We start from the raw sequence: 23,444 nt of genomic DNA on the forward strand, positions 1-23,444 counted from the left end.
GGAAATATATTGTCTATTAGAAATCTTGATGGCCGCTCATTTGCAAAAATGATTCTTGCAGGTGCTCACCATCTTTCTCAAAACGCACAAATTGTGGATGCGTTAAATGTTTTTCCAGTGCCAGACGGAGACACGGGGACAAATATGAATTTGTCAATGACTTCAGGGGCAAAAGCAGTTGAAGAAACAAATACCGATCATATTGGGAAGGTCGGCGTGGCCTTGTCAAAAGGGCTATTGATGGGAGCAAGAGGGAACTCAGGCGTTATCCTATCACAGCTCTTTAGAGGTTTCAGTAAACAAATCGAACAAAAAGAAATGATTGATGCAAAAGAATTTGCCCTTGCCTTACAGGCAGGTGTCGATACAGCATATAAAGCCGTGATGAAGCCGATTGAAGGGACCATCTTAACGGTCGCAAAGGATGCAGCAAAGAAAGCGGTTGCTGTTTCAGCAACCGAAAATGACATTGACCGCGTTCTTGAGTTAACGATTGAGGAAGCGAGAGCATCACTTGATCGAACGCCAGATCTGCTTCCTGTGTTAAAAGAAGTAGGCGTTGTCGATAGTGGAGGTAAAGGACTTCTCTGCGTATATGAAGGTTTCCTTGCTTCATTAAGAGGAGAGGAACTTCCTTCAAAGATGGCCTCTTTGCCAACGTTAAAAGAGCTTGTCAGTGCAGAGCATCATAAAAGTGCACAAAGCCATATGAACACTGAAGATATCGAATTTGGTTATTGTACTGAATTTATGGTGAAATTTGAAGAAGACAAACAGTCCTTTGATGAGAATGCTTTCAGAGAAGACTTAAGCGAATTCGGAGATTCACTTCTTGTGGTATCAGATGAAACGCTGGCAAAAGTTCATATTCATGCAGAGCAGCCTGGGGATGTCTTATCCTATGCACAGCGCTACGGCAGCCTGATCAATATGAAAATTGAAAACATGAGAGAGCAGCATAGCTCAATTGTGAACGAAGAAAAAGAACATGCACCTGCTGCTACACCAAAGGCATCTGCTGTTGCTGAAAAACAGCGCTTTGGCGTCGTCAGTGTCGCAATGGGAGAAGGAATTGCTGACTTGTTTAAAAGTATCGGAGCTTCCGTCGTCATTGAAGGCGGACAGACAATGAACCCGAGCACAGAAGACATTGTCACAGCAATTGAAAGCGTACATGCCGAAACCGTCTTTATCTTACCTAATAATTCTAATATTGTCATGGCAGCGAAACAGGCGGCAACTGTCTCAAATCGTGAGGTTGTGGTCATTCCGACAAAGACCGTTCCTCAAGGAATGTCGGCACTTCTTTCTCTTAATGAAGCAGCTTCAAATGAAGACAACGAAGCTGCGATGCTAGAAGCCATTGACCACGTGAAAAGCGGCCAAATCACCTTTGCAGTGAGAGATACCCAAATCGATGGAATCGACATTGCCAAAGGAGATTATATGGGTCTCTATAACGGAAAAATCACCTTAACGGCGAAAAATCAATTAGATGCAGCTAAGGAACTTTTGACCAAAATGGTGACAGAAGATGATGAGATTGTTACGATCATTAAAGGGGAAGATGCATCGTCTGAAGAGATGGACGAGTTAGAAACCTTTATTGAAGAAACATTTGAAGATATAGAAGTTGAAGTCCACGATGGAAAACAGCCGCTTTATTCATATATTTTGGCTGTAGAATAACGAAAGAAGGGCAAATAAAGCCCTTCTTCTTCTTTTGCATTTTTTTACTAACGATTCAACGGTGAAATGAGTTGCGGGAAACGATTGAATCCATTAGTCTAAAGAAAGAACCAAACCAATATGTGAGTGGTTATGAGAGGGGAAGACCTATGAAATTTAGAAGTGTGTTTGATATTATTGGACCCGTCATGATTGGTCCATCAAGTTCGCACACAGCGGGTGCGGCTCGAATAGGAAGAGTGGCTCGCAGCTTATTCGGAAGAGAGCCGAAACGAATTGTCGTTTCATTTTATGGCTCTTTTAAAGATACGTATAAAGGACACGGTACAGATGTCGCCATTATCGGCGGCGTTCTTGACTTTGATACATTTGATGAACGCATCAAAACAGCGATCGATATTGCAAAAAGCAAAGGGATCGATATTGAATTTAAAGAAGAAGATGCAGTGCCAGCGCATCCGAATACAGCAAAAGTAGAGATATCAGATGCAAATGGAAGCCTTGAATTAATCGGGATTTCCATCGGCGGTGGTAAAATTGAAATCACTGAACTGAATGGCTTTGAGCTCAGACTTTCAGGGAATCATCCTGCTATTCTTGTGGTTCATAACGATCGCTATGGCACGATTGCAGCAGTCGCCAACGTGTTAGCGAAATTTGCCATCAACATCGGTCATATGGAAGTGGCGCGTAAAGATGTCGGGCAAGAAGCTCTGATGACCATCGAAGTGGATCAAAATATTGACCCAGCTGTCCTATTAGAGCTTGAAACACTGCCAAACATTATTCAAGTCACACAAATTGCAGAGTAACAACAAGGAGGTTATGAATGATGTTTAAAAACGTCAAAGAACTCGTACAGCTAACAGAAGAACGGAATACCTCCATTTCAGAAATCATGATTACGCAAGAAATGGAAGTGACAGGGAAGTCACGTGAAGATATTTTCTCCCAGATGTACCGCAACCTAGAAGTGATGGAACAGGCCGTAGAAAACGGGCTAAAAGGTGTGAAATCATTATCGGGTTTAACGGGCGGAGATGCGGTCAAACTTCAAGCGTATATCGCATCTGGCAAAACACTGTCTGGTCATACGATATTAGATGCTGTCAGTAAGGCAGTGGCAACAAATGAAGTCAATGCCGCAATGGGGACGATCTGTGCAACGCCTACAGCAGGTTCAGCAGGTGTGGTGCCAGGGACATTATTTGCAGTAAAACAAACATTAAAGCCAACAAAGGAACAAATGGTCAGATTCCTATTCACTTCTGGCGCATTTGGTTTTGTTGTGGCCAATAATGCGAGCATTTCTGGTGCAGCAGGCGGCTGTCAGGCTGAGGTAGGTTCAGCCTCAGGGATGGCGGCAGCAGCCATTGTTGAAATGGCAGGCGGTACACCTCAGCAATCTGCTGAAGCCATGGCGATTACACTGAAAAATATGCTTGGACTTGTTTGTGACCCAGTCGCTGGACTTGTCGAGGTACCTTGCGTAAAACGAAACGCGATGGGTGCATCAAATGCAATGATCGCAGCAGATATGGCACTTGCCGGCATCACAAGTCGAATTCCGTGTGATGAAGTTATTGATGCGATGTATAAAATCGGTCAAACCATGCCAACGGCACTTCGCGAAACAGCACAAGGCGGACTTGCTGCGACACCGACAGCAAGGGAGCTTGAAAAGAAGATTTTCGGAGGTGTGACCTCATCTCGTGATACAGAAACTGCAAGATAACGTCTCAGTCCTCAAGGGGATTGGAGAAGAAACCGAAAAAACACTTAATGAACTTGGGATCCACACAGTAGCCGATTTACTTGGCTACTTTCCTTATCGATATGACGACTATGAGCTTCGTAACTTAGAAGAAGTAAAGCATGACGAACGTGTCACAGTTGAAGGAAAAGTACACAGTGAGCCCGTCCTCACCTATTATGGAAAAAAACGAAGCAGGCTGACATTCAGGCTGCTTGTCGGGCGTTTCCTCATCACAGCCATTTGCTTTAATCGCCCCTATTTAAAAAGAAGCCTTGTGTTAGGTGATACGGTATCCGTCACTGGGAAATGGGATAAAAACCGTCAATCGATCATGGTGCAGGAATTTAAAAAAGGGACGCACGAGCAAGATGGCAGTATAGAGCCTGTTTATTCAGTCAAAGAAAATGTAACCGTGAAGATGATGAGGCGTTTTGTCAAACAAGCCTTGTCACTTTATGTAGATAAAGCTGAAGATCCACTGCCAAAGCAGCTTGTTTCTACCTATAAACTTATGTCCTATCAGGAAGCATTAAAAACCATTCATCTGCCAGAAACAAGAGACTCGCTCAAGCAAGCAAGACGACGCTTTGTGTACGAGGAATTTCTTATTTTCCAGCTGAAGATGCAGGCTATCAGAAAGAAAGAACGAGAAAAAACATCGGGCATCCAGCATCCGTTTTCTAAAGAGGCTGTTTTTGAGTTTGTTCACAGCCTGCCATTTCCGCTGACAAAGGCACAATCAAGAGTGCTTGATGAAATTATGTCTGATATGGCGTCCCCATACCGGATGAACCGACTGCTTCAAGGGGATGTAGGCTCAGGGAAAACAGCTGTTGCAGCAATTGCACTATATGCCGCTCATTTATCCGGCTACCAAGGTGCATTAATGGTTCCAACAGAGATTTTGGCAGAGCAGCATGCTGATTCCCTTTATCAGTTGTTTGAAAAATGGGGACTCAATATCGCTCTACTAACAAGCTCTGTAAAGGGAAAGCGCCGCAGAGAATTGCTGGAACGTTTAAAAGAGGGCGAGATTGATATATTAGTCGGAACGCATGCGCTCATCCAAGACGAAGTCGAATTTCAGCAGCTCGGTCTTGTGATTACAGATGAGCAGCACCGGTTTGGCGTAGAACAACGGAAAAAACTAAGAAGTAAAGGACAGGACCCAGATGTCTTGTTCATGACGGCCACACCTATTCCGCGCACACTTGCGATCACTGTTTTTGGAGAAATGGATGTGTCCGTCATTGATGAATTACCAGCCGGCAGAAAACAGATCGAAACGTATTGGGTCAAGCATGACATGCTTGAGAGGATTCTTGCATTTGTAGATAAAGAGCTGAAAAAAGGAAGACAGGCATACATTATTTGTCCGCTCATAGAAGAATCAGACAAACTCGATGTGCAAAATGCGATTGATGTCCACAGCATGCTGACAGAGGCATACCGCGGTAAGTGGTCGATCGGCTTAATGCATGGGAAACTCACGAGTGATGAAAAGGATCAGGTGATGAGAGACTTTACAGCAAATGAAGTGCAAATTCTCGTTTCAACAACAGTCGTTGAAGTGGGCGTCAACGTACCCAATGCGACCATCATGGTTATTTACGATGCAGACCGCTTCGGACTGTCTCAGCTTCATCAGCTCAGAGGCCGGGTTGGACGCGGAGAGCATCAATCATTTTGTGTTTTAATGGCGGATCCAAAATCAGAAACCGGCAAAGAGCGGATGCGGATTATGTCCGAAACAACCGACGGCTTTGAGCTGTCTGAAAAGGATTTAGAGCTAAGAGGTCCCGGTGATTTCTTCGGTAAAAAACAAAGCGGTATGCCTGAGTTTAAAGTAGCCGATATGGTTCATGACTACAGAGCACTGGAAACCGCTAGAAAAGATGCGGCAGAACTTGTGCAGTCAGATGCATTTTGGGCAGATCCGGAATACAAAGAACTTCGGCAAACGCTGGTAGACAGCGGGGTGCTGGGCGGAGATAAATTAAGCTGATCAAGCGCTGGAGGATTTTTCTTGTCTTTTTGAAACAAGGATTGATTTATCACCTATGAGATTATATACTACTATTAGTACCTAGTCATAAATGTACGGATGGTGTCTGCATATGAAACTAAATAAAAAAGAACGTCAAAAGCTTCTCCAGCAAACGATCAGCTCGACTCCGTTCATTACTGATGAAGAATTGGCAACTAAATTCGGTGTAAGCATTCAAACGGTTCGTCTGGATCGTTTGGAATTGTCAATCCCTGAATTACGCGAAAGAATTAAGCATGTGGCCGAAAAGACATTAGAGGATGAAGTGAAGTCACTTCCACTGGATGAAGTGATTGGAGAAATGATTGATGTAGAGCTTGATGATCAAGCCATTTCCATTTTAGAAGTGAGAAAAGAGCATGTATTTAGCCGAAACCAAATTGCCAGGGGACATCATCTCTTCGCCCAGGCAAATTCGCTTGCAGTAGCGGTCATTGACGATGAACTGGCTTTAACAGCAAAAGCGAATATTAAATTTACAAGGCAGGTTAAACAAGGCGAACGAGTTGTCTCAAAAGCCAAAGTAGCCTCGCATGATAAAGAAAAAGGCAGAACTGTAGTTGAAGTGAACAGCTATGTCGGTGAGGAAGTTGTCTTCTCAGGTGACTTTGTCATGTATCGCTCAAAACAAAAGTAAAAGGTGGCACGTAATATGAGAATTGCAGTCGATGCAATGGGGGGAGACCATGCCCCTAAAGCCATTATTGACGGTGTGCAAAAAAGCTTAACAGCATTTTCAGATATCGAGATTACACTTGTCGGCGATGAAAGTAAAATCAAACCATACATAACAAACAACGAGCGCATCACGATTTTAGATGCAAAAGAAGTCATTGAACCGACAGATGAACCAGTGCGTGCAGTTAGGCGTAAAAAGGATTCATCTATGGTGAAAATGGCGCAAGAAGTATCCGAAGGACGAGCAGATGCTTGTATTTCAGCAGGAAACACTGGCGCACTCATGACAGCAGGACTGTTTATCGTAGGAAGAATTGATGGCATCGATAGACCGGCACTTGCTCCTACACTGCCAACACTTGATGGCAGCGGGTTTTTATTACTAGATGTCGGTGCTAACGTTGATGCCAAACCAGAACACCTTGTGCAATATGCCATAATGGGTTCAATTTACGCAGAGCGTGTTTTTCCAAAGAGCAATCCGCGTGTAGGATTGTTAAATGTAGGAACAGAAGATAAAAAAGGCAACGATCTCACGAAAAAAACCTTTGAATTGTTAAAAGCATCAGACTTGAATTTCGTAGGAAATGTGGAGTCTCGTGATTTATTAGAAGGTGTAGCTGATGTAGTTGTCACAGATGGTTTCACAGGAAATATCGCCCTGAAAACGATTGAAGGCACAGCCCTTTCTGTATTTAAAATGCTGAAAGAAACATTAACATCCAGCTTCACAGCAAAAATAGCGGCTGGCATGATGAAGCCGAAATTAATGCAGATGAAATCTAAAATGGATTACTCCGAATATGGCGGTGCCGCTTTATTTGGTTTAAAGGCACCTGTCATTAAAGCGCACGGTTCCTCTGATGAAAACGCCATTTTTCATGCCATTCGTCAGGCACGTGATATCGTAGAAAAAGACGTTTCAGCCATCATTCATCAAGAAGTCCAAAAAGAAACCACGAACGAGTCTTAATGGAGGTAAAACATCATGACTAAAATTGCATTTTTATTCCCTGGCCAAGGCTCTCAAAAAATTGGCATGGGGAAAGATTTATTTGACCAAGAGGCAGTATCTAAAGCTGTATTTGAAGAAGCAGACAAGACCCTCGGTTTTGACTTATCTTCAATGATTTTTGAAGGAGATGCAGAAGAACTGACGCTCACTTATAACGCGCAGCCAGCTCTTTTAACCACAAGTATCGCCATCTTAAAGAAATTTGAAGAGAGCGGAATCAAAGCAGATTACGCAGCAGGACATAGCCTTGGGGAATATACGGCCCTCGTTGCAGCAGGCGCACTTTCGTTTCAAGATGCTGTCTATGCAGTGAGAAAGCGCGGCGAATTAATGAACGAAGCTGTTCCAGCAGGAGAAGGCGCTATGGCAGCGATCCTAGGCTTAGATCAAACAGCGCTTTTAGAAGTGACAAAAGAAGTGACAGAGAGCGGTCATCTTGTAGAACTCGCTAACTTAAACTGTCCTGGTCAAATTGTGATCTCTGGTACAGCAAAGGGTGTCGAACTTGCTTCAGAGAAAGCGAAAGAAAAGGGTGCAAAACGTGCGATTGCCCTTGAAGTGAGCGGACCTTTCCATTCTGCCTTAATGAAACCAGCCGCTGAAAAATTCACAGATGTTTTGTCAAAGCTAGACATTACAGATGCCAAAACACCAGTGATCTCAAATGTCACAGCAGACATCGTCACATCTCGTGATGCTATTGAAACAAAGCTCATTGAACAATTGTATTCTCCTGTTCGATTTGAAGAAAGCGTAGAACGCCTGATTGATTTAGGCGTGACAACGTTTATTGAAATTGGTCCGGGCAAAGTGCTTTCAGGTCTAGTGAAAAAGGTTAATCGCCGCCTGACAACCATTTCAGTTTCAGATCAGGAAACAATTGAAGCAGCTATTGAAACATTGAAGGAGGATTCTTGATGCTTACAAATAAAACAGCCGTTGTAACAGGCGCATCACGCGGAATTGGCCGTTCTATCGCGATCGATTTAGCAAAGAATGGTGCAAATGTTGTCGTCAACTATTCTGGAAACGAAGCAAAAGCAAACGAAGTCGTAGACGAAATCAAAGCACTTGGCCAGCAGGCATTTGCCGTTAAAGCTGATGTTTCAAATGCTGAAGAAGTACAAGCGCTCATGAAGCAAGCGATTGACACATTTGGTTCAATTGACATCCTTGTTAATAATGCAGGGATTACAAAAGACAACCTGCTTATGAGAATGAAAGAAAATGAATGGGATGACGTCATTAACATAAACTTAAAAGGTGTCTTTAACTGTACAAAAGCCGTGACTCGTCAAATGATGAAACAGCGCAGCGGAAGAATCATCAACTTGGCTTCAGTGGTTGGCGTATGTGGAAACCCTGGACAAGCAAACTATGTTGCAGCAAAAGCTGGTGTCATCGGATTAACGAAAACAACAGCAAAAGAACTGGCAACCCGTCATATTACAGTTAATGCAGTAGCACCAGGCTTTATTTCAACAGATATGACAGACAAACTTGATGAGAATGTACAGGCTGAAATGCTTAAGCAGATTCCGCTTGCCCGCTTTGGTGCACCTGAAGATATTAGTAACGTTGTTGTCTTTTTAGCTTCAGAAGGAGCAGGTTATATTACAGGCCAAACCATCCAAGTAGATGGCGGAATGGTCATGTCCTAAGAAATATCAAAATTTCATTAGGTTTTCTCTAGTTTTTTAAAAACGAATCAACTATAATACTTTGAGGGGAGGTGAAAGGCAATGGCAGACGTATTAGAGCGTGTAACAAAAATTATTGTAGACCGCCTTGGCGTTGATGAGGCTGACGTGAAAATGGAAGCTTCATTTAAAGAAGATTTAGGCGCTGATTCCCTTGATGTAGTTGAGCTAGTTATGGAACTTGAAGATGAGTTCGATATGGAAATTTCTGACGAAGATGCTGAAAAAATTGCAACAGTCGGTGACGCTGTGAACTACATAAATAGCCAGCAATAAGCGTAACAAAGTCCCGTCTATTTTCATGACGGGACTTTCAAAATTTATGTTAGTTTCAACATATTCAGCTGATCAATTGTCAGCCTTTTTCAGATGCTAAGGAGCAATGTTTCCTTGCATGTAGAAAGAGAGACTCCATATAATCAGTATCCTTAAAGGCGATTAAGCCTACCTGGAGGTTGCTATGCCAAAACAATATAAAGACAAACAGAAACAGAGCAAAAAACTAGAGCAATTTAGAGAATTCCAGCAGCGTATTTCTGTACACTTTCAAAATGAAAAACTTCTATATCAAGCGTTTACGCATTCCTCTTATGTGAATGAACACCGGAAAAAACCATACGAGGATAATGAAAGACTTGAATTTTTAGGAGATGCTGTTTTGGAATTGACCATCTCTCAATTCTTATTTGCGAAATACCCTGCGATGAGCGAGGGAGATTTAACAAAACTAAGAGCAGCGATCGTATGTGAACCGTCACTTGTGTCTCTGGCACATGAGCTGTCCTTCGGAGACCTTGTACTTTTAGGAAAAGGCGAAGAAATGACAGGCGGTAGAAAACGTCCAGCGCTTTTAGCAGACGTATTCGAGGCATTTATCGGAGCACTTTATTTAGATCAAGGGCTTGAGCCAGTAGAACGTTTCCTAGAAGCCTATGTTTATCCGAAAATTAATGATGGAGCGTTCTCGCATGTCATGGACTTTAAAAGCCAGCTGCAGGAATTCGTTCAGCGTGATGGAAAAGGTGTACTGGAATACCGCATTTTGCATGAAAAAGGACCAGCACACAACCGGGAATTTGAAGCAAATGTCTCCCTTCGCGGAGAAGTGCTTGGAATTGGAAATGGTCGCAGTAAAAAAGAAGCAGAACAGCATGCTGCACAGGAAGCACTTGCTAAATTGCAGAAACATCATATGAACCAATAAAATCCCCCTCGTGATTCAGGGGGATTTCACTCTGTTTTCCATCATCTTTTTTCACTTCATATGGTAAGATGATAGTACTTTAAATACATAAGGAGGATCACTCTCATGTTCCTCAAACGTTTAGACGTGATAGGATTCAAATCTTTTGCGCAGCGAGTGACCGTGGACTTTGTCAAAGGGGTCACAGCTGTTGTCGGACCAAACGGAAGCGGCAAAAGTAATATTACCGATGCCATCCGCTGGGTACTTGGAGAACAATCAGCGAAAAGCCTCCGCGGAGGAAAAATGGAAGACATCATTTTTGCAGGAAGCGACTCAAGAAAAAGAGTCAATCTAGCAGAAGTGACTTTAACATTAGATAACGAAGATCACTTTTTACCGATCGATTTTCACGAAGTCAGTGTGACAAGAAGAGTCTATCGATCAGGAGAAAGTGAATTTCTCATAAACAATCAATCTGTCCGCTTAAAGGATATCATTGATCTTTTCATGGATTCAGGTCTTGGAAAGGAAGCTTTTTCGATCATCAGCCAAGGAAAAGTAGAAGAAATTCTATCTAGTAAGGCAGAAGAGAGAAGAAGCATATTTGAAGAAGCGGCTGGTGTTTTGAAATATAAAACAAGAAAGAAAAAAGCCGAGAATAAACTGTTTGAAACGCAGGACAACTTAAACCGAGTAGAAGATATTCTGCATGAACTAGAAGATCAAGTAGAACCATTAAGAATGCAGGCATCTATTGCAAAGGACTATTTGCAAAAAAAAGAAGAGCTTGAAAATGTCGAAATCGCCTTAACTGTCCATGACATTGAAGCACTTCATGAAAAATGGACAACACTTTGTGAAGCTGTCGAGCGCTTCAAACAAGATGAAATGAAGCAATCCACAGAGATTCAAGCAAAAGAAGCAAAAATTGAAGAATCAAGAGATCGCATTCAAGCGCTTGACGAATCAATTAATGACCTGCAAGAAGTTCTTCTTTTCACAAGTGAGGAATTAGAAAAGCTTGAAGGCAAAAAAGAAGTACTAAAAGAACGGAAGAAAAATGCTGCCGCAAACCAGGGACAGCTAGAAGAAACGCTCATTCGCTTAACTGAAAAGCAGGCGCAGCTAACCGAAAAGATTCAGCAGCAGAAAATCACGCGGGATCGCCTTCAAAAAGAAGTGCAACAGCTAAAAGATGAAGTGAAAACGAAGCAGCATCAACTGTCGCTTCATAGTGAGGATGTAGAAGGTCAAATTGAACAGCTAAAAAGCGATTATTTTGACCTGCTCAATGAACAGGCTTCCATCCGCAATGAACGCAAATTGTTAGAAGAACAGCAGCGCCAAGCGGCTATGCAACTGGATCGGCTCACACAAAACAACCAAAAACACATTGAAGAGCGTGTGTCTGTCAAAGAGAAAAAAACAGAGGCTGAGCAGCAGCTTTCAGCCCTAGAAGAAGACATTTTGGCTCAGGTCAAGCGGTTTAGAGAAGCGGAACAAAAGCTTGAGCAAATGAAACGTCAATACGAGAAAAAAGAAACGGCTCTTTATCAAGTCTATCAATATGTGCAGCAGGCAAAGTCAAAAAAAGAGATGCTAGAATCCATGCAGGAAGACTTCTCAGGCTTTTTCCAAGGAGTGAAAGAGGTCTTAAAGGCAAAAGAACGGTTAGGCGGTATTCACGGTGCCATTGCAGAGCTGATTCAAACAGATCAGCAGCATGAAACAGCGATTGAAATCGCATTAGGTGCAGCAACGCAGCACGTCGTCACAGAAAATGAAGCCGCAGCGCGACAAGCAATTGCATACTTAAAGCAGCACTCCTTTGGACGAGCAACCTTCTTGCCAATGAATGTGATCAAAGAAAGAACCATTCAGCATAGAGACGTCCAAACAGCCGAGCAACATGCTGCATTTATCGGTGTAGCAAGTCACCTTGTTTCCTTTGACGAAAAGTATCAAAAGGTCATACAGAACTTGCTTGGAACGGTTCTGATCGTTAGAGACTTAAAAGGCGCCAATGAACTCGCAAAAATGCTTGGTCATCGTTATCGCATCGTGACCCTTGATGGCGATGTCGTAAACCCAGGCGGTTCAATGACCGGTGGCGGTGTAAAGAAAAAGAACAACTCCCTTCTTTCAAGAAGCAGGGAGATTGAAACATTAACAAAACAGCTCGTTGAAATGGAAGAAAAAACAACGATCCTTGAAAAGGAAACAAAAGAAACGAAGCAATTGATTGCAGCAAACGAAAGCCAATTAAACGAACTGCGTCAGCGGGGAGAAACGCTTCGAGAACAGCAGCAAGAGCTCAAAGGGAAGCTATACGAACTGCAAGTAGCAGAAAAAAATATTAATGCTCACCTTGAACTTTATGATCAAGAAAAAGAAGAATTGCAGCTACGTTCTACTGAACTTACAGATAAGGACAAAGAGCAGGCAGCTCTTGAAGTTTCGATAGGGGAGAAATTGACCACCCTAGATCAAGAGATCAATACATTAACAAAGCGTAAGCAGACCCAAAGCTCAACGAAAGAAACCATTTCTGCCGAATTAACAGAGCTGAAAATCTCCCTTGCCAAAAAAGAGCAGTCCTTAGCGAATGAACAAGAAAAGCTTTCGAGCTTAATGGCCGAATTAGAAGAGGCTGAACAAACGCTGACGGAAACAAAAGAAGATCTGTCACTCTTAACAAGTGAAATGACGTCTAGCTCAAGCGGGGCAGAACAGCTGGAAGAAGCGGCGAAAGAGAAATTGGAAAACAAAAACAAAACAACCGCACTCATTTCAGAGCGGCGTAAACAGCGTCTTGCTCTTTCTGAAACGTTAGAATTTGCTGAACGTGAACTGAAAGAACAAAAACGCCTTTACAAGCAGCTCACCACAAGCTTAAAAGATGAAGAAATTAAGCTTGGCCGTATGGAAGTTGAGCTCGACAACCTCATCGCTTATTTGAACGAAGAGTATGCACTTTCGTTTGAAGGGGCAAAAGAGATGTATCATCTGACGCTATCGCCAGATGAAGCAAGAAAACGAGTGAAGCTGATCAAATTAGCCATTGAAGAGCTAGGAACAGTAAACTTAGGCAGCATTGATGAGTATGAACGAGTGAATGAACGCTACCTCTTCTTAACAGAACAGCGAAATGATCTGACAGAAGCGAAAAATACATTATTCCAAGTGATCGAAGAAATGGATCAAGAGATGACAAAGCGCTTCTCTGAAACATTCTCGCAAATTCGCGGGCATTTTGAATCAGTTTTCCAAGCATTATTTGGCGGCGGAAGAGCAGACCTTAAGCTAACAGATCCAAACGATTTACTAAACTCTGGCGTTGATATTGTCGCCCAGCCGCCAGGGAAAAAGCTGCAAAACTTAAGCCTGCTTTCAGGCGGAGAGAGAGCCTTAACAGCGATCGCTTTACTATTTTCTATTTTAAAAGTCAGACCAGTTCCATTCTGCGTATTAGATGAGGTAGAAGCGGCGCTTGATGAAGCCAATGTTTTCCGCTTTGCGCAATATTTAAAGAAATACAGCGAGGAAACACAATTCATAGTCATTACGCACCGCAAAGGAACAATGGAAGAAGCGGATGTGCTCTACGGTGTGACAATGCAAGAGTCAGGTGTTTCAAAACTTGTATCCGTCAAACTAGAAGAAACGAAAGAGCTTGTCCAGTAATTAAAGGAGGTTTTTGAACCAAATGAGCTTTTTTAAGAAATTAAAAGAAAAATTTACACAGCAAACCGATTCAGTATCAGAAAAGTTTAAAGATGGACTTGAAAAAACGAGAAACTCCTTTCAAGGAAGAGTAAACGAACTCATTTCACGCTACCGTAAAGTGGATGAAGACTTTTTTGAAGAATTAGAAGAAGTTCTGATCGGAGCAGATGTCGGTTTCACAACGGTGATGGAACTGATTGATGAGCTGAAGAAAGAAGTAAAACTAAGAAACATTCAAGACCCAAGTGAAGTACAATCGGTCATCTCTGAAAAACTAGTTGAAATCTACAATAGCGGAGAGGAACAAATCTCTGCGCTGAATATCGAAGATGGGCGATTAAATATCATTTTATTTGTAGGTGTCAATGGCGTTGGGAAAACAACGACGATCGGCAAACTTGCAAATAAACTGAAAAATGATGGGAAATCTGTCATTTTGGCAGCAGGTGATACATTCCGTGCCGGTGCGATTGAGCAGCTTGAAGTATGGGGAGAGCGTTCAGGTGTCCCTGTTGTCAAACAGACGGCTGGTTCTGACCCAGCAGCGGTCATCTATGATGCTGTTCAATCAGCAAAAGCGAAAAATGCGGATGTCCTTATTTGTGATACAGCAGGAAGACTGCAAAACAAAGTCAACTTGATGAAAGAGCTGGAGAAGGTCAAGAGAGTCATTGAACGCGAGGTTCCAGATGCACCGCATGAAGTGCTACTCGCTCTTGACGCAACAACGGGTCAAAATGCGATGGCGCAAGCGAAGGAATTTTCTAAGGCGACGAATGTGACAGGAATTGCTTTAACAAAGCTTGACGGGACTGCAAAAGGCGGGATTGTCCTTGCCATTCGAAATGAGCTAAACATCCCTGTGAAGCTTGTCGGTTTAGGTGAAAAGGTAGACGATCTGCAAGAATTCGATGCAGAATCGTATGTGTATGGATTATTCTCAGACGTAATTGATCAAGAAGACTAACAAAAATGCCGGCAAAATCTGCTGGCATTTTTATTTATACGCCACTTTATGAAGTGACAAGATAAAAACTTGACACACAGTAGAGAACCGTGTAAACTTAGTTGATGTAAAGGGAATGAACTTAACAAAGGGGAGAGAGCCCATGACGCTTGAAAAAACAACGAGAATGAACTACTTGTTTGACTTCTATCAATCGTTGTTAACCGCAAAGCAAAAGAGCTACATGTCGCTTTACTACCTAGACGATTTTTCCCTCGGTGAAATTGCGGATGAATATGAAGTATCAAGACAGGCTGTTTATGATAATATTAAACGGACTGAAGCGATGCTTGAACAATATGAAGAAAAGCTGCTCTTGTTTAAGAAATTTAAAGAGCGTAAAGAACTTCTCCAAAAAATGAGAGAGCTCGTAGCAGATTCCGCTCAGACGGAAGAAGCAGAAGCTTTAATTGAATCGCTTGAGAAATTAGATTAGGAGGCGGCACAGTATGGCATTTGAAGGATTAGCCGACCGACTGCAGCAGACGATTTCAAAAATCCGCGGCAAAGGAAAAGTGTCAGAACAAGATGTAAAAGAAATGATGCGCGAGGTTCGCCTTGCCCTTCTTGAAGCTGACGTCAATTTTAAAGTAGTCAAAGACTTTGTGAAAAAAGTAAGTGAGCGGGCAGTTGGACAAGAGGTTATGAAAAGCCTTACCCCTGGACAACAGGTCATTAAAGTTGTAAAAGAAGAACTCACTGAATTAATGGGCGGAGAAGAGAGTAAAATCGCTGTAGCGAAAAAATCTCCGACGGTCATTATGATGGTTGGTCTTCAAGGGGCAGGTAAAACCACGACAACTGGTAAGCTTGCTAATTTACTTCGCAAAAAACATAATCGCAAGCCGATGATGGTGGCTGCAGATATTTACAGACCAGCAGCGATCCAGCAGCTTCAAACGCTTGGGAAACAGCTTGATATGCCTGTGTTTTCATTAGGTGATCAAGTCAGTCCTGTCGAAATTGCCAAACAGGCAATCGAAAAAGCGAAAGAAGAACACCATGATTATGTCATTTTAGATACAGCAGGACGCCTTCATATTGATGAAGAATTGATGGATGAACTTCAGAAAGTAAAAGAAGTAGCGAATCCAGAAGAAATTTTCCTTGTTGTTGACTCTATGACAGGTCAAGATGCTGTCAATGTAGCGAAAAGCTTCAATGAACAGCTTGGTTTAACAGGTGTTGTTCTAACGAAACTAGACGGGGATACCCGAGGCGGTGCAGCACTTTCCATTCGAGCTGTCACCAATACGCCGATTAAATTCGCCGCGCTAGGTGAAAAGCTTGACGCGATTGAACCATTCCACCCAGAACGGATGGCATCAAGAATTCTTGGCATGGGAGATGTGCTTACACTGATTGAAAAAGCACAGGCAAACGTGGACCAAGATAAAGCGAAAGAGCTTGAACAAAAAATGCGGACCATGAGCTTTACACTCGATGATTTCCTCGAGCAGCTTGGCCAAGTTCGTAACATGGGTCCACTTGATGAATTGATCCAAATGATGCCGGGAGCCGGTAAAATGAAGGGGCTCAAAAACGTCCAAGTAGACGAAAAGCAGCTCAATCACATCGAAGCGATCATTAAATCAATGACGACCGAGGAAAAAGAACAGCCAGAGGTCATCAATGCAAGCCGAAGAAAACGGATTGCAAAAGGAAGCGGAACATCTGTACAGGAAGTCAATCGCCTTTTAAAGCAATTTGACGAAATGAAAAAGATGATGAAGCAAATGACCAACATGTCCAAAGGAAAGAAAAAAGGCTTTAAATTACCATTTATGTAATTGGTTATACATGATAAAACCGTTGTTAAGAAAAAACACTTTACAAACCCTTTTATCATTGTTAATATACTATCTTGTTGAAATATTTTCGGAGGTGCTAGTAAAATGGCAGTAAAAATTCGTTTAAAACGTATGGGATCAAAAAGATCTCCTTTCTATCGTATTGTTGTAGCAGATTCTCGTTCACCACGTGACGGTCGTTTCATCGAAACAGTTGGAACATACAATCCAGTGTTATCACCAGCTGAGGTGAAAATCAACGAAGAATTAGCTCTTAAATGGCTTCAAAATGGTGCGAAACCATCTGATACAGTTCGTAACCTTTTCTCAAGCCAAGGAATTCTTGAAAAATTTCATAATGCGAAAAACAGCAAATAATGAATGAGCTGTCCTTGGAAGAATTGATTGTGTCCATCGTCGAGCCACTTGTTGATTTCCCTGAAGATATTCACGTATCTTCATTAGAAAAAGATGAGCAAGTGATTTACACACTGTCTGTCAATGCTGAAGATACCGGAAAGGTGATTGGAAAGCAGGGACGTACAGCAAAAGCGATACGAACAGTCATGTTTGCAGCAAGTGCAGAGTCTTCTAAGAAAGTTCAACTTGAGATTGCTGACTAAAAAGGGAGAGGGCTTAGGACCTCCCCTTTTTTTACACGTTTAAATCTATTTTTCGTTATACTGTAGAGGACAAATGCCTTCGGATAGGGGGACAAAAAGGAAGATGCAGATCATTCAACATGTCACCGTCATGCAAGTATTAACTGAAAGCAGTAAGGACAAACTGTTAACGACTTTTTTGGAGAAAAAAGAAAGACTAGAGCGTGAATGCAATCAACTATATTTTCAACTGAAAAAACATGAAAAAGAACCACATCAGCAAGAAGCCATCCCTCAATTTCAAAAAGCCATCGATAAACGGCAGGAGAAAATCCAGCAAATTGACTTTCAAGTAGAGCAGCTGCATATTTTGCCACTTGGAAGTGAAATGAAAGAGACAGAAGTGGATGCGCTGGTTGAAGTGAATATAGGTGATAAATGGGATGACAAGATGCAAGACAATGTCATCGTCGTGAAAGACGGCACCATTGTGGAAATACGTCAGGGGTGATTGAGAACATGGAACAAGAATGGTTGAATGTTGGAAAGATTGTCAATACACACGGAGTACGTGGAGAAGTACGCGTCGTGTCAAAGACAGATTTCCCAGAAGAGCGTTACAAAAAAGGAAGCGTCCTCTATATCTTTAAGCAAGGTCAAGGGGAGCCGCTAAAAGTCACTGTCGCATCACATAGGCAGCATAAACAGTTTGATTTGCTCACATTTGAAGAAATTAGCTCATTAAATGAAGCAGAGCTATTGAAGGAATCAATCTTAAAAGTAGAAAAAGAACATCTCGGCTCTTTAGATGAAGGAGAGTTTTATTTCCACCAAATCATTGGCTGTGAAGTATACGATGAAGAGAATCAGCTGGTCGGTCAAATCAAAGAGATTTTAACACCAGGGGCAAATGATGTCTGGGTCGTCGGAAGAAAAGGTAAAAAAGATGCCTTGATTCCTTATATCCCATCTGTCGTCAAAAAGATCGATATCTCATCCAAAACCATACACATTGAAGTGATGGAAGGACTCATTGACGAATGAAAATAGACTTCTTAACACTTTTTCCTGAAATGTTCGAAGGGGTGCTCCACTCATCGATCTTAAAAAAGGCACAGGAGAAAGAAGCTGTCTCATTCAATGTTGTCAATTTTAGAGAGTATTCGGATCATAAGCATAAAACAGTAGATGACTATCCGTATGGCGGCGGTGCTGGTATGGTACTGAAAGCACAGCCCGTATTCGATGCGGTAGAAGATTTGACGAACAAAGCAAGCAAGAAGCCCCGAATTATTCTTGTCTGTCCTCAAGGAGAAAGATATACGCAAAAGAAGGCAGAGGAACTTGCAAAAGAAGAACACCTTATGTTCATTTGCGGCCATTATGAAGGCTACGATGAGCGCATCAGGGAGCATCTTGTCACAGATGAAATTTCGATCGGAGATTTCGTTCTCACAGGCGGAGAGCTGCCAGCGATGATGATTGCAGACAGTGTGGTCAGGCTTTTGCCTCATGTGCTTGGAAAAGAAGCGTCTCACATTGAAGATTCATTTAGTACAGGTTTGCTAGAGCATCCTCACTATACAAGGCCAGCCGATTATAAAGGACTAAAAGTGCCGGATGTGCTCCTTTCTGGAAATCATGCCAAAATAGAAGAGTGGCGGCGCAAAGAATCTTTGAAGCGAACTTATACAAGACGGCCAGATTTGATCGATTCTTGCAAAACGTTAACAGAAGAAGAAAAAAGATGGCTTTGGCAGCTTCATAATGACTAGATTGTATTGCACACTGCATATAGGTATGGTATGATACTACTTGTGACTTGGACGGCTTGCCGATTCAAGTTTGAAAACGATGTTCCGCTGCAATGAAGAAAGAGGACATGAGCATCTGTTGGAAGGAGTTGAAAACGATGCAACATTTGATTGAAGAAATCACAAAAGAACAATTACGCACTGATCTTCCTGCGTTCCGTCCTGGTGACACTTTACGTGTACACGTTAAAGTTGTCGAGGGTACTCGTGAGCGTATCCAGATCTTTGAAGGTGTTGTAATTAAGCGTCGTGGTGGTGGAATCAGCGAAACTTTCACAGTTCGTAAGATTTCTTACGGTGTAGGCGTTGAGCGTACATTCCCTGTACACACACCAAAAATCGCTAACATCGAAGTTGTACGTCACGGTAAGGTACGTCGTGCGAAACTTTACTACCTACGTGAACTTCGCGGTAAAGCGGCTCGTATCAAAGAAATCAGACGATAATGATATCAAAAGAAAGAGCTTGTTACCTGTAACAGGCTCTTTTTTTGTACAATGTATAGAGATAATCGATATAGAAGAGAAGGTGCACATATGACGATTCAATGGTTTCCAGGCCATATGGCAAAAGCAAGACGTGAAGTTACAGAAAAATTAAAGCTCATCGACATCGTATTTGAATTAACTGATGCTAGAATTCCGATGTCCTCTAGAAACCCAATGATCGAAGAAATCCTTCAGAACAAACCCAAAATCATGCTATTAAACAAAGCAGATAAAGCAGATCCTCGTGTGACAAAGGAGTGGCAGGCGCACTTTGAGCAGCAAGGCGTTCGGTCACTTGCTATTAACTCTGTCGATGGACAAGGGTTAAATCAGATTATCACCACTTCAAAAGAAATCTTAAAAGAAAAATTCGACCGCATGAAAGCAAAAGGTGTCAAACCACGTGCAATTCGGGCGCTGATTATCGGAATTCCCAACGTCGGGAAATCGACCTTAATCAATCGTTTAGCGAAAAAGAACATTGCCAAAACAGGAGACCGTCCTGGTATTACCACCTCACAGCAATGGGTGAAGGTAGGGAAAGAATTGGAACTGCTCGATACACCTGGAATCCTCTGGCCGAAGTTTGAAGATGAGAAAGTAGGACTCAGGCTAGCGGTAACTGGAGCGATCAAAGATTCTATCATTAACTTACAGGATGTCGCTGTGTATGGACTACGCTTTCTAGAAGAAAACTATCCAGAGAGATTAAAAAAGCGCTATGACCTAACGGAGATCCCTGAAGATACGGCTGAGCTGTTTGATGCGATAGGTACAAAACGCGGCTGTCTCATGAGTGGTGGATTTATTAATTACGACAAAACGACCGAAATCATTATTCGGGATATTCGAACAGAAAAATTTGGTCCCCTCACTTTTGAGAAGCCTGAAAGCTAAAAGACACGCAGCTCATGCGGGTCTTTATTTTTTGCGGAAAACTGCCGATATAAAGAAGGAGGCTGACAAAAAGCCTATGTACACAGTGAAACAAATAAAAGAATTGATAGAAAAGCATTCGCAAGACGAGTCATACATTCATGCACTTGTAAAAGATGATACGAGAAAAAGTGTTCAAAAACTGATAGAAAAGTGGCACAAAGAGAAAGAAAAGCAGCAGCAACTTCAAGCAGCATGGAATGAGATGCTTCAATTTGAAAACAATGCGAAGGCGCAGGGATACACATGTATTGCTGGGATAGATGAAGCAGGAAGAGGACCGCTAGCAGGCCCCGTTGTCGCAGCGGCTGTCATATTAAAGGAAGATACAGTCCTGCTCGGTTTAAACGACTCAAAGCAATTATCTGAGAAAAAAAGATTGGCATATTATGACCTGATTCAGAAAGAAGCACTTGATATCGGAATCGGCATTGTTGATGCGGGTACGATTGATGAAATCAATATTTACGAAGCATCAAGACTGGCGATGGTGAGGGCAGTGGAGCAATTAACTCATACACCTGATTATCTACTCATAGATGCCATGACGCTCCCGCTTCCTATTCACCAGGAGAATATCATCAAAGGAGACGCAAAAAGTGCATCTATTGCAGCAGGTGCATGTATCGCAAAGGTGACAAGAGATCAGATGATGGAAGAATACGGGCGTCAGTACCCTGAGTATCAATTAGAAAAACATAAAGGATACGGAACAAAAGAGCATTTGGCTGCCATTCAAACACATGGAGCTACCCCAATCCATCGATTATCGTTTGCGCCGGTGAAATCCGTTATATCATAAATTTTTGACCTAAGGAGGCTGCCTGTAATGACAAGAGTAGAGGACATACATACAGCACTGAATAGCCGGCTGAATACGACAGAATCTGTACCATTAAACACCGAAGGAAAGGAAAATGTGCATCGGTTGATTCTCGGTAAAGTACTGAAAATGCTCGGAGATGATACGGCCCTTGTTCAAATAGGCTCAACAAAAATAAAAGCGCAGCTAGCGGCTCAGCTCAAAGCAGACGCATTTTATTGGTTCCAATTTGAACAAGAGGGTGGAGGCAGCCTCAATAAACTAAGGCCAGTCCAGCAATTTGACCAAGATCCTAAGACATTAAAGGATGCAGCTGCCAAACTATTAGAAGGTCTTTCTCTGAAAAACGGACTTGAAAACATCCTAACAGCTACAGCTTTTTTAAAAGAAAAATCCGTTATCAATGAAGCAGAGCTAAAAACGGCAGTGAAATGGATCGAACAGTTTCAAGGAGCTGATGTAAAAAAAGGTCTCCAGTCACTCCTATTTGCTTTAAAGAAAGACTTGCCGATCCAGGAAGGAGTGCTTCAATCCATTTTAGCCGTGAAATCATCCTCTGCTCTCCATCAGGATATGACAGCGCTGCTAGAACGCTTAACACAGCTCCCGAAGCACTCAGATGCCACACAGGCCCTTACACAAGCCGTTCGATCAGTCATAGGTGCTGAGACAACTGTCCATGCAGAAAAGCTCTTATCGGTCCTTCTATCAGCGAGAGAAGGGATGGCGAAGCAAGGAGGAAATCTACCTGTAACGCCTCAGTTCAATCTGTCTCAACCAAAAGAAACTAGTCAGAATCCAATAGCTCAAGAGCGTCAGACGACCCAAGTTATTCAATCTAACGTGCAGCAATCAACAAGTCCAAAAGAGCTGAAAATCCCGCCTCAGCAAATTGAGCGGATACTTACAAGTTTGATGAAACAAGGTGCAGATGGGCAGCAAGAGCCTAACTTAAAACAGCTCACGTCATTGCTGCAAGGGCTTCAGCAGGCAGGATCTCAGCCGGATGCAAAAGCATCTGTGATCCAAAAAGAATTTCCGTTCCTGTCAAAAACAGAGGCGAAAGCATTGGCTCAGGTCGTGCAGCAGACGGAACCCGTATTAAGCAATAAAACCGATGTGCTCGATTTACTCATGACGATGAAAAAGGCAATAGGTGTACGTGATGAAATCGGTATGCTGAAACTACTCGAAAAAGGCAGTCAGGATGTAAAAAGTCAGGAGCTTCACCAATTAAAGCTCGTCTTAAATGATGTGAGGCAGTCTGATTTACCAGAGCCCGTAAAAAAAGAAGTCGATCAATTGTTTCATAGATTGAACGGGCAGTTATTTGTGCAGCAGGAGAATCAAACCATCAGCCAAATGATGGTCTCTTATCCGCTCTTTTCAAAACATAGTGTTCAAGATTTAACCTTTATTTTAAAAGGACATAAGAAAAAAGATGGTTCCATTGATATTTCTCAGTGTCGCCTTATGTTTTATTTAAACATGGAAAACCTCGAAGAAACATTAATCGACTGTACGATTCAGCAAAAGGTTATGTCAATTACAGTTGAAACTGGTCATGAACTTCAAGGAACCATTAATCCAATGATTCCAGCTGTTCGAGAGAATTTAAATGCCTTAGGATACAACCTTACGGGAATTACAGCAAAGAAGAGACAAGAGCCAGTAGATCCGTCTCAATTTCTAGATGAACACTTTCATAAAATCAGCGAGAAAGGGCTGGACTTACGAGTATGAAGGATTCAAAACCGCTTAGAAGGGCGGTCGCTCTACATTATGATGAAGAAAAACAAAAGGCGCCAAGAGTCGTTGCAACAGGTAGTGGCTATGTAGCCGACCATATTATTGAAGAAGCAAAAAAGTCGGGAGTTCCAATTCAAGAAGACCGTAATTTAGTCGAACTTATGCGCCACTTAACACTGGATGAGGAGATCCCTGAAGCGTTATACGATACTGTAGCAGAAATATTTTCGTTTATCTATAGGTTAGATCAAAAAATGAAAAAATAAGGTAAAATAAGTGATTTGGATGAAAAATTTATATTTTTAATAAAATAAAAGTGTGAATGTTTAGAAGGATTTTACGATTTTACATAGAACCCTAGACATTCTCTTTTTTATTCTTTAAAATGAAAGCGCAGTCTATTTTATATTTTTTGTTTCTACATATGTTGGGAGGATGG

Annotated in this window: 24 protein-coding genes; all 24 read left to right on the top strand. The window is 42.2% G+C overall.

The features are described 5' to 3' along the window. The first annotated feature begins 9 nt into the window (after window positions 1-9). The 24 genes from MHI35_RS07570 to MHI35_RS07685 all read left to right on the top strand — a co-directional run bounded on the left by MHI35_RS07570 (window position 10) and on the right by MHI35_RS07685 (window position 23,271). A complete protein-coding gene (locus MHI35_RS07570) occupies window positions 10-1,689 on the top strand; it encodes a DAK2 domain-containing protein (protein ID WP_144521369.1) in 1,680 nt (559 codons plus the stop codon). A 149-nt stretch (window positions 1,690-1,838) separates the two neighbouring features. Then, window positions 1,839-2,501 (top strand): L-serine ammonia-lyase, iron-sulfur-dependent subunit beta, encoded by a 663-nt coding sequence (gene sdaAB, locus MHI35_RS07575; RefSeq protein WP_088001476.1) that lies wholly within the window; start codon window positions 1,839-1,841, stop codon window positions 2,499-2,501. Between the two features lie 20 nt (window positions 2,502-2,521). Further along, window positions 2,522-3,424, top strand: a complete 903-nt coding sequence (gene sdaAA, locus MHI35_RS07580) for an L-serine ammonia-lyase, iron-sulfur-dependent, subunit alpha (protein ID WP_012009925.1) — start codon at window positions 2,522-2,524, stop codon at window positions 3,422-3,424. After that, entirely contained in the window at window positions 3,402-5,450 is a 2,049-nt protein-coding gene (gene recG / locus MHI35_RS07585; protein WP_335349122.1) for an ATP-dependent DNA helicase RecG, read from the top strand. The genes sdaAA and recG overlap by 23 nt, the downstream gene beginning before the upstream one ends. Before the next feature lie 112 nt (window positions 5,451-5,562). Next, entirely contained in the window at window positions 5,563-6,129 is a 567-nt protein-coding gene (gene fapR / locus MHI35_RS07590) for a transcription factor FapR (RefSeq protein WP_012009927.1), read from the top strand. 15 nt (window positions 6,130-6,144) lie between these two features. Beyond that, entirely contained in the window at window positions 6,145-7,143 is a 999-nt protein-coding gene (gene plsX, locus MHI35_RS07595) for a phosphate acyltransferase PlsX (protein ID WP_144521374.1), read from the top strand. Window positions 7,144-7,158: 15 nt separating this feature from the next. Then, the gene (gene fabD / locus MHI35_RS07600) at window positions 7,159-8,103 is read left to right on the top strand and encodes an ACP S-malonyltransferase (RefSeq protein WP_144521376.1); all 945 of its coding nucleotides are present in this window, start codon (window positions 7,159-7,161) and stop codon (window positions 8,101-8,103) included. Then, window positions 8,103-8,846, top strand: coding sequence for a 3-oxoacyl-[acyl-carrier-protein] reductase (gene fabG, locus MHI35_RS07605; RefSeq protein ID WP_211063847.1), 744 nt, complete (start codon window positions 8,103-8,105; stop codon window positions 8,844-8,846). Before fabD ends, fabG begins: the two co-directional genes overlap by 1 nt. An 81-nt stretch (window positions 8,847-8,927) precedes the next feature. After that, window positions 8,928-9,161 (top strand): acyl carrier protein, encoded by a 234-nt coding sequence (acpP, locus tag MHI35_RS07610; RefSeq protein WP_012009931.1) that lies wholly within the window; start codon window positions 8,928-8,930, stop codon window positions 9,159-9,161. 184 nt (window positions 9,162-9,345) lie between these two features. Continuing rightward, on the top strand, window positions 9,346-10,089 hold the full coding sequence (gene rnc, locus MHI35_RS07615) for a ribonuclease III (RefSeq protein WP_012009932.1): 744 nt from the start codon (window positions 9,346-9,348) through the stop codon (window positions 10,087-10,089). A 105-nt stretch (window positions 10,090-10,194) separates the two neighbouring features. Then, window positions 10,195-13,755, top strand: coding sequence for a chromosome segregation protein SMC (gene smc / locus MHI35_RS07620; protein ID WP_340991618.1), 3,561 nt, complete (start codon window positions 10,195-10,197; stop codon window positions 13,753-13,755). 22 nt (window positions 13,756-13,777) lie between these two features. Beyond that, window positions 13,778-14,764, top strand: a complete 987-nt coding sequence (gene ftsY, locus MHI35_RS07625; protein WP_003211188.1) for a signal recognition particle-docking protein FtsY — start codon at window positions 13,778-13,780, stop codon at window positions 14,762-14,764. 142 nt (window positions 14,765-14,906) lie between these two features. Then, window positions 14,907-15,239 carry a putative DNA-binding protein gene (locus MHI35_RS07630; protein WP_169056507.1) on the top strand — a complete coding sequence of 111 codons (333 nt, stop codon included), beginning with the start codon at window positions 14,907-14,909 and terminating at the stop codon, window positions 15,237-15,239. A gap of 13 nt (window positions 15,240-15,252) precedes the next feature. Then, on the top strand, window positions 15,253-16,593 hold the full coding sequence (gene ffh / locus MHI35_RS07635) for a signal recognition particle protein (protein WP_041117374.1): 1,341 nt from the start codon (window positions 15,253-15,255) through the stop codon (window positions 16,591-16,593). Between the two features lie 105 nt (window positions 16,594-16,698). Next, entirely contained in the window at window positions 16,699-16,971 is a 273-nt protein-coding gene (rpsP, locus tag MHI35_RS07640) for a 30S ribosomal protein S16 (RefSeq protein WP_003212139.1), read from the top strand. Beyond that, entirely contained in the window at window positions 16,971-17,216 is a 246-nt protein-coding gene (locus MHI35_RS07645) for a KH domain-containing protein (protein ID WP_012009937.1), read from the top strand. Before rpsP ends, MHI35_RS07645 begins: the two co-directional genes overlap by 1 nt. Before the next feature lie 103 nt (window positions 17,217-17,319). Further along, window positions 17,320-17,706, top strand: coding sequence for a YlqD family protein (locus tag MHI35_RS07650; RefSeq protein WP_003211186.1), 387 nt, complete (start codon window positions 17,320-17,322; stop codon window positions 17,704-17,706). A gap of 8 nt (window positions 17,707-17,714) precedes the next feature. Beyond that, on the top strand, window positions 17,715-18,239 hold the full coding sequence (rimM, locus tag MHI35_RS07655; RefSeq protein WP_012009938.1) for a ribosome maturation factor RimM: 525 nt from the start codon (window positions 17,715-17,717) through the stop codon (window positions 18,237-18,239). Continuing rightward, entirely contained in the window at window positions 18,236-18,970 is a 735-nt protein-coding gene (gene trmD / locus MHI35_RS07660) for a tRNA (guanosine(37)-N1)-methyltransferase TrmD (protein WP_012009939.1), read from the top strand. The genes rimM and trmD overlap by 4 nt, the downstream gene beginning before the upstream one ends. A 137-nt stretch (window positions 18,971-19,107) precedes the next feature. Further along, window positions 19,108-19,455, top strand: coding sequence for a 50S ribosomal protein L19 (rplS, locus tag MHI35_RS07665; protein ID WP_003212364.1), 348 nt, complete (start codon window positions 19,108-19,110; stop codon window positions 19,453-19,455). Window positions 19,456-19,545: 90 nt separating this feature from the next. Then, entirely contained in the window at window positions 19,546-20,394 is an 849-nt protein-coding gene (gene ylqF, locus MHI35_RS07670) for a ribosome biogenesis GTPase YlqF (RefSeq protein WP_044141932.1), read from the top strand. A 76-nt stretch (window positions 20,395-20,470) separates the two neighbouring features. Further along, on the top strand, window positions 20,471-21,235 hold the full coding sequence (locus MHI35_RS07675) for a ribonuclease HII (protein WP_211063845.1): 765 nt from the start codon (window positions 20,471-20,473) through the stop codon (window positions 21,233-21,235). A gap of 27 nt (window positions 21,236-21,262) precedes the next feature. Next, on the top strand, window positions 21,263-22,999 hold the full coding sequence (locus tag MHI35_RS07680) for a glycosyltransferase (protein WP_335349783.1): 1,737 nt from the start codon (window positions 21,263-21,265) through the stop codon (window positions 22,997-22,999). Further along, the gene (locus MHI35_RS07685) at window positions 22,996-23,271 is read left to right on the top strand and encodes a FlhB-like flagellar biosynthesis protein (RefSeq protein ID WP_144521394.1); all 276 of its coding nucleotides are present in this window, start codon (window positions 22,996-22,998) and stop codon (window positions 23,269-23,271) included. The genes MHI35_RS07680 and MHI35_RS07685 overlap by 4 nt, the downstream gene beginning before the upstream one ends. The last annotated feature ends 173 nt before the right edge of the window (window positions 23,272-23,444 follow it).

Source organism: Bacillus sp. FSL K6-3459, from assembly GCF_038003305.1.
Taxonomy (GTDB): Bacteria; Bacillota; Bacilli; order Bacillales; family Bacillaceae; genus Bacillus; species Bacillus pumilus_O.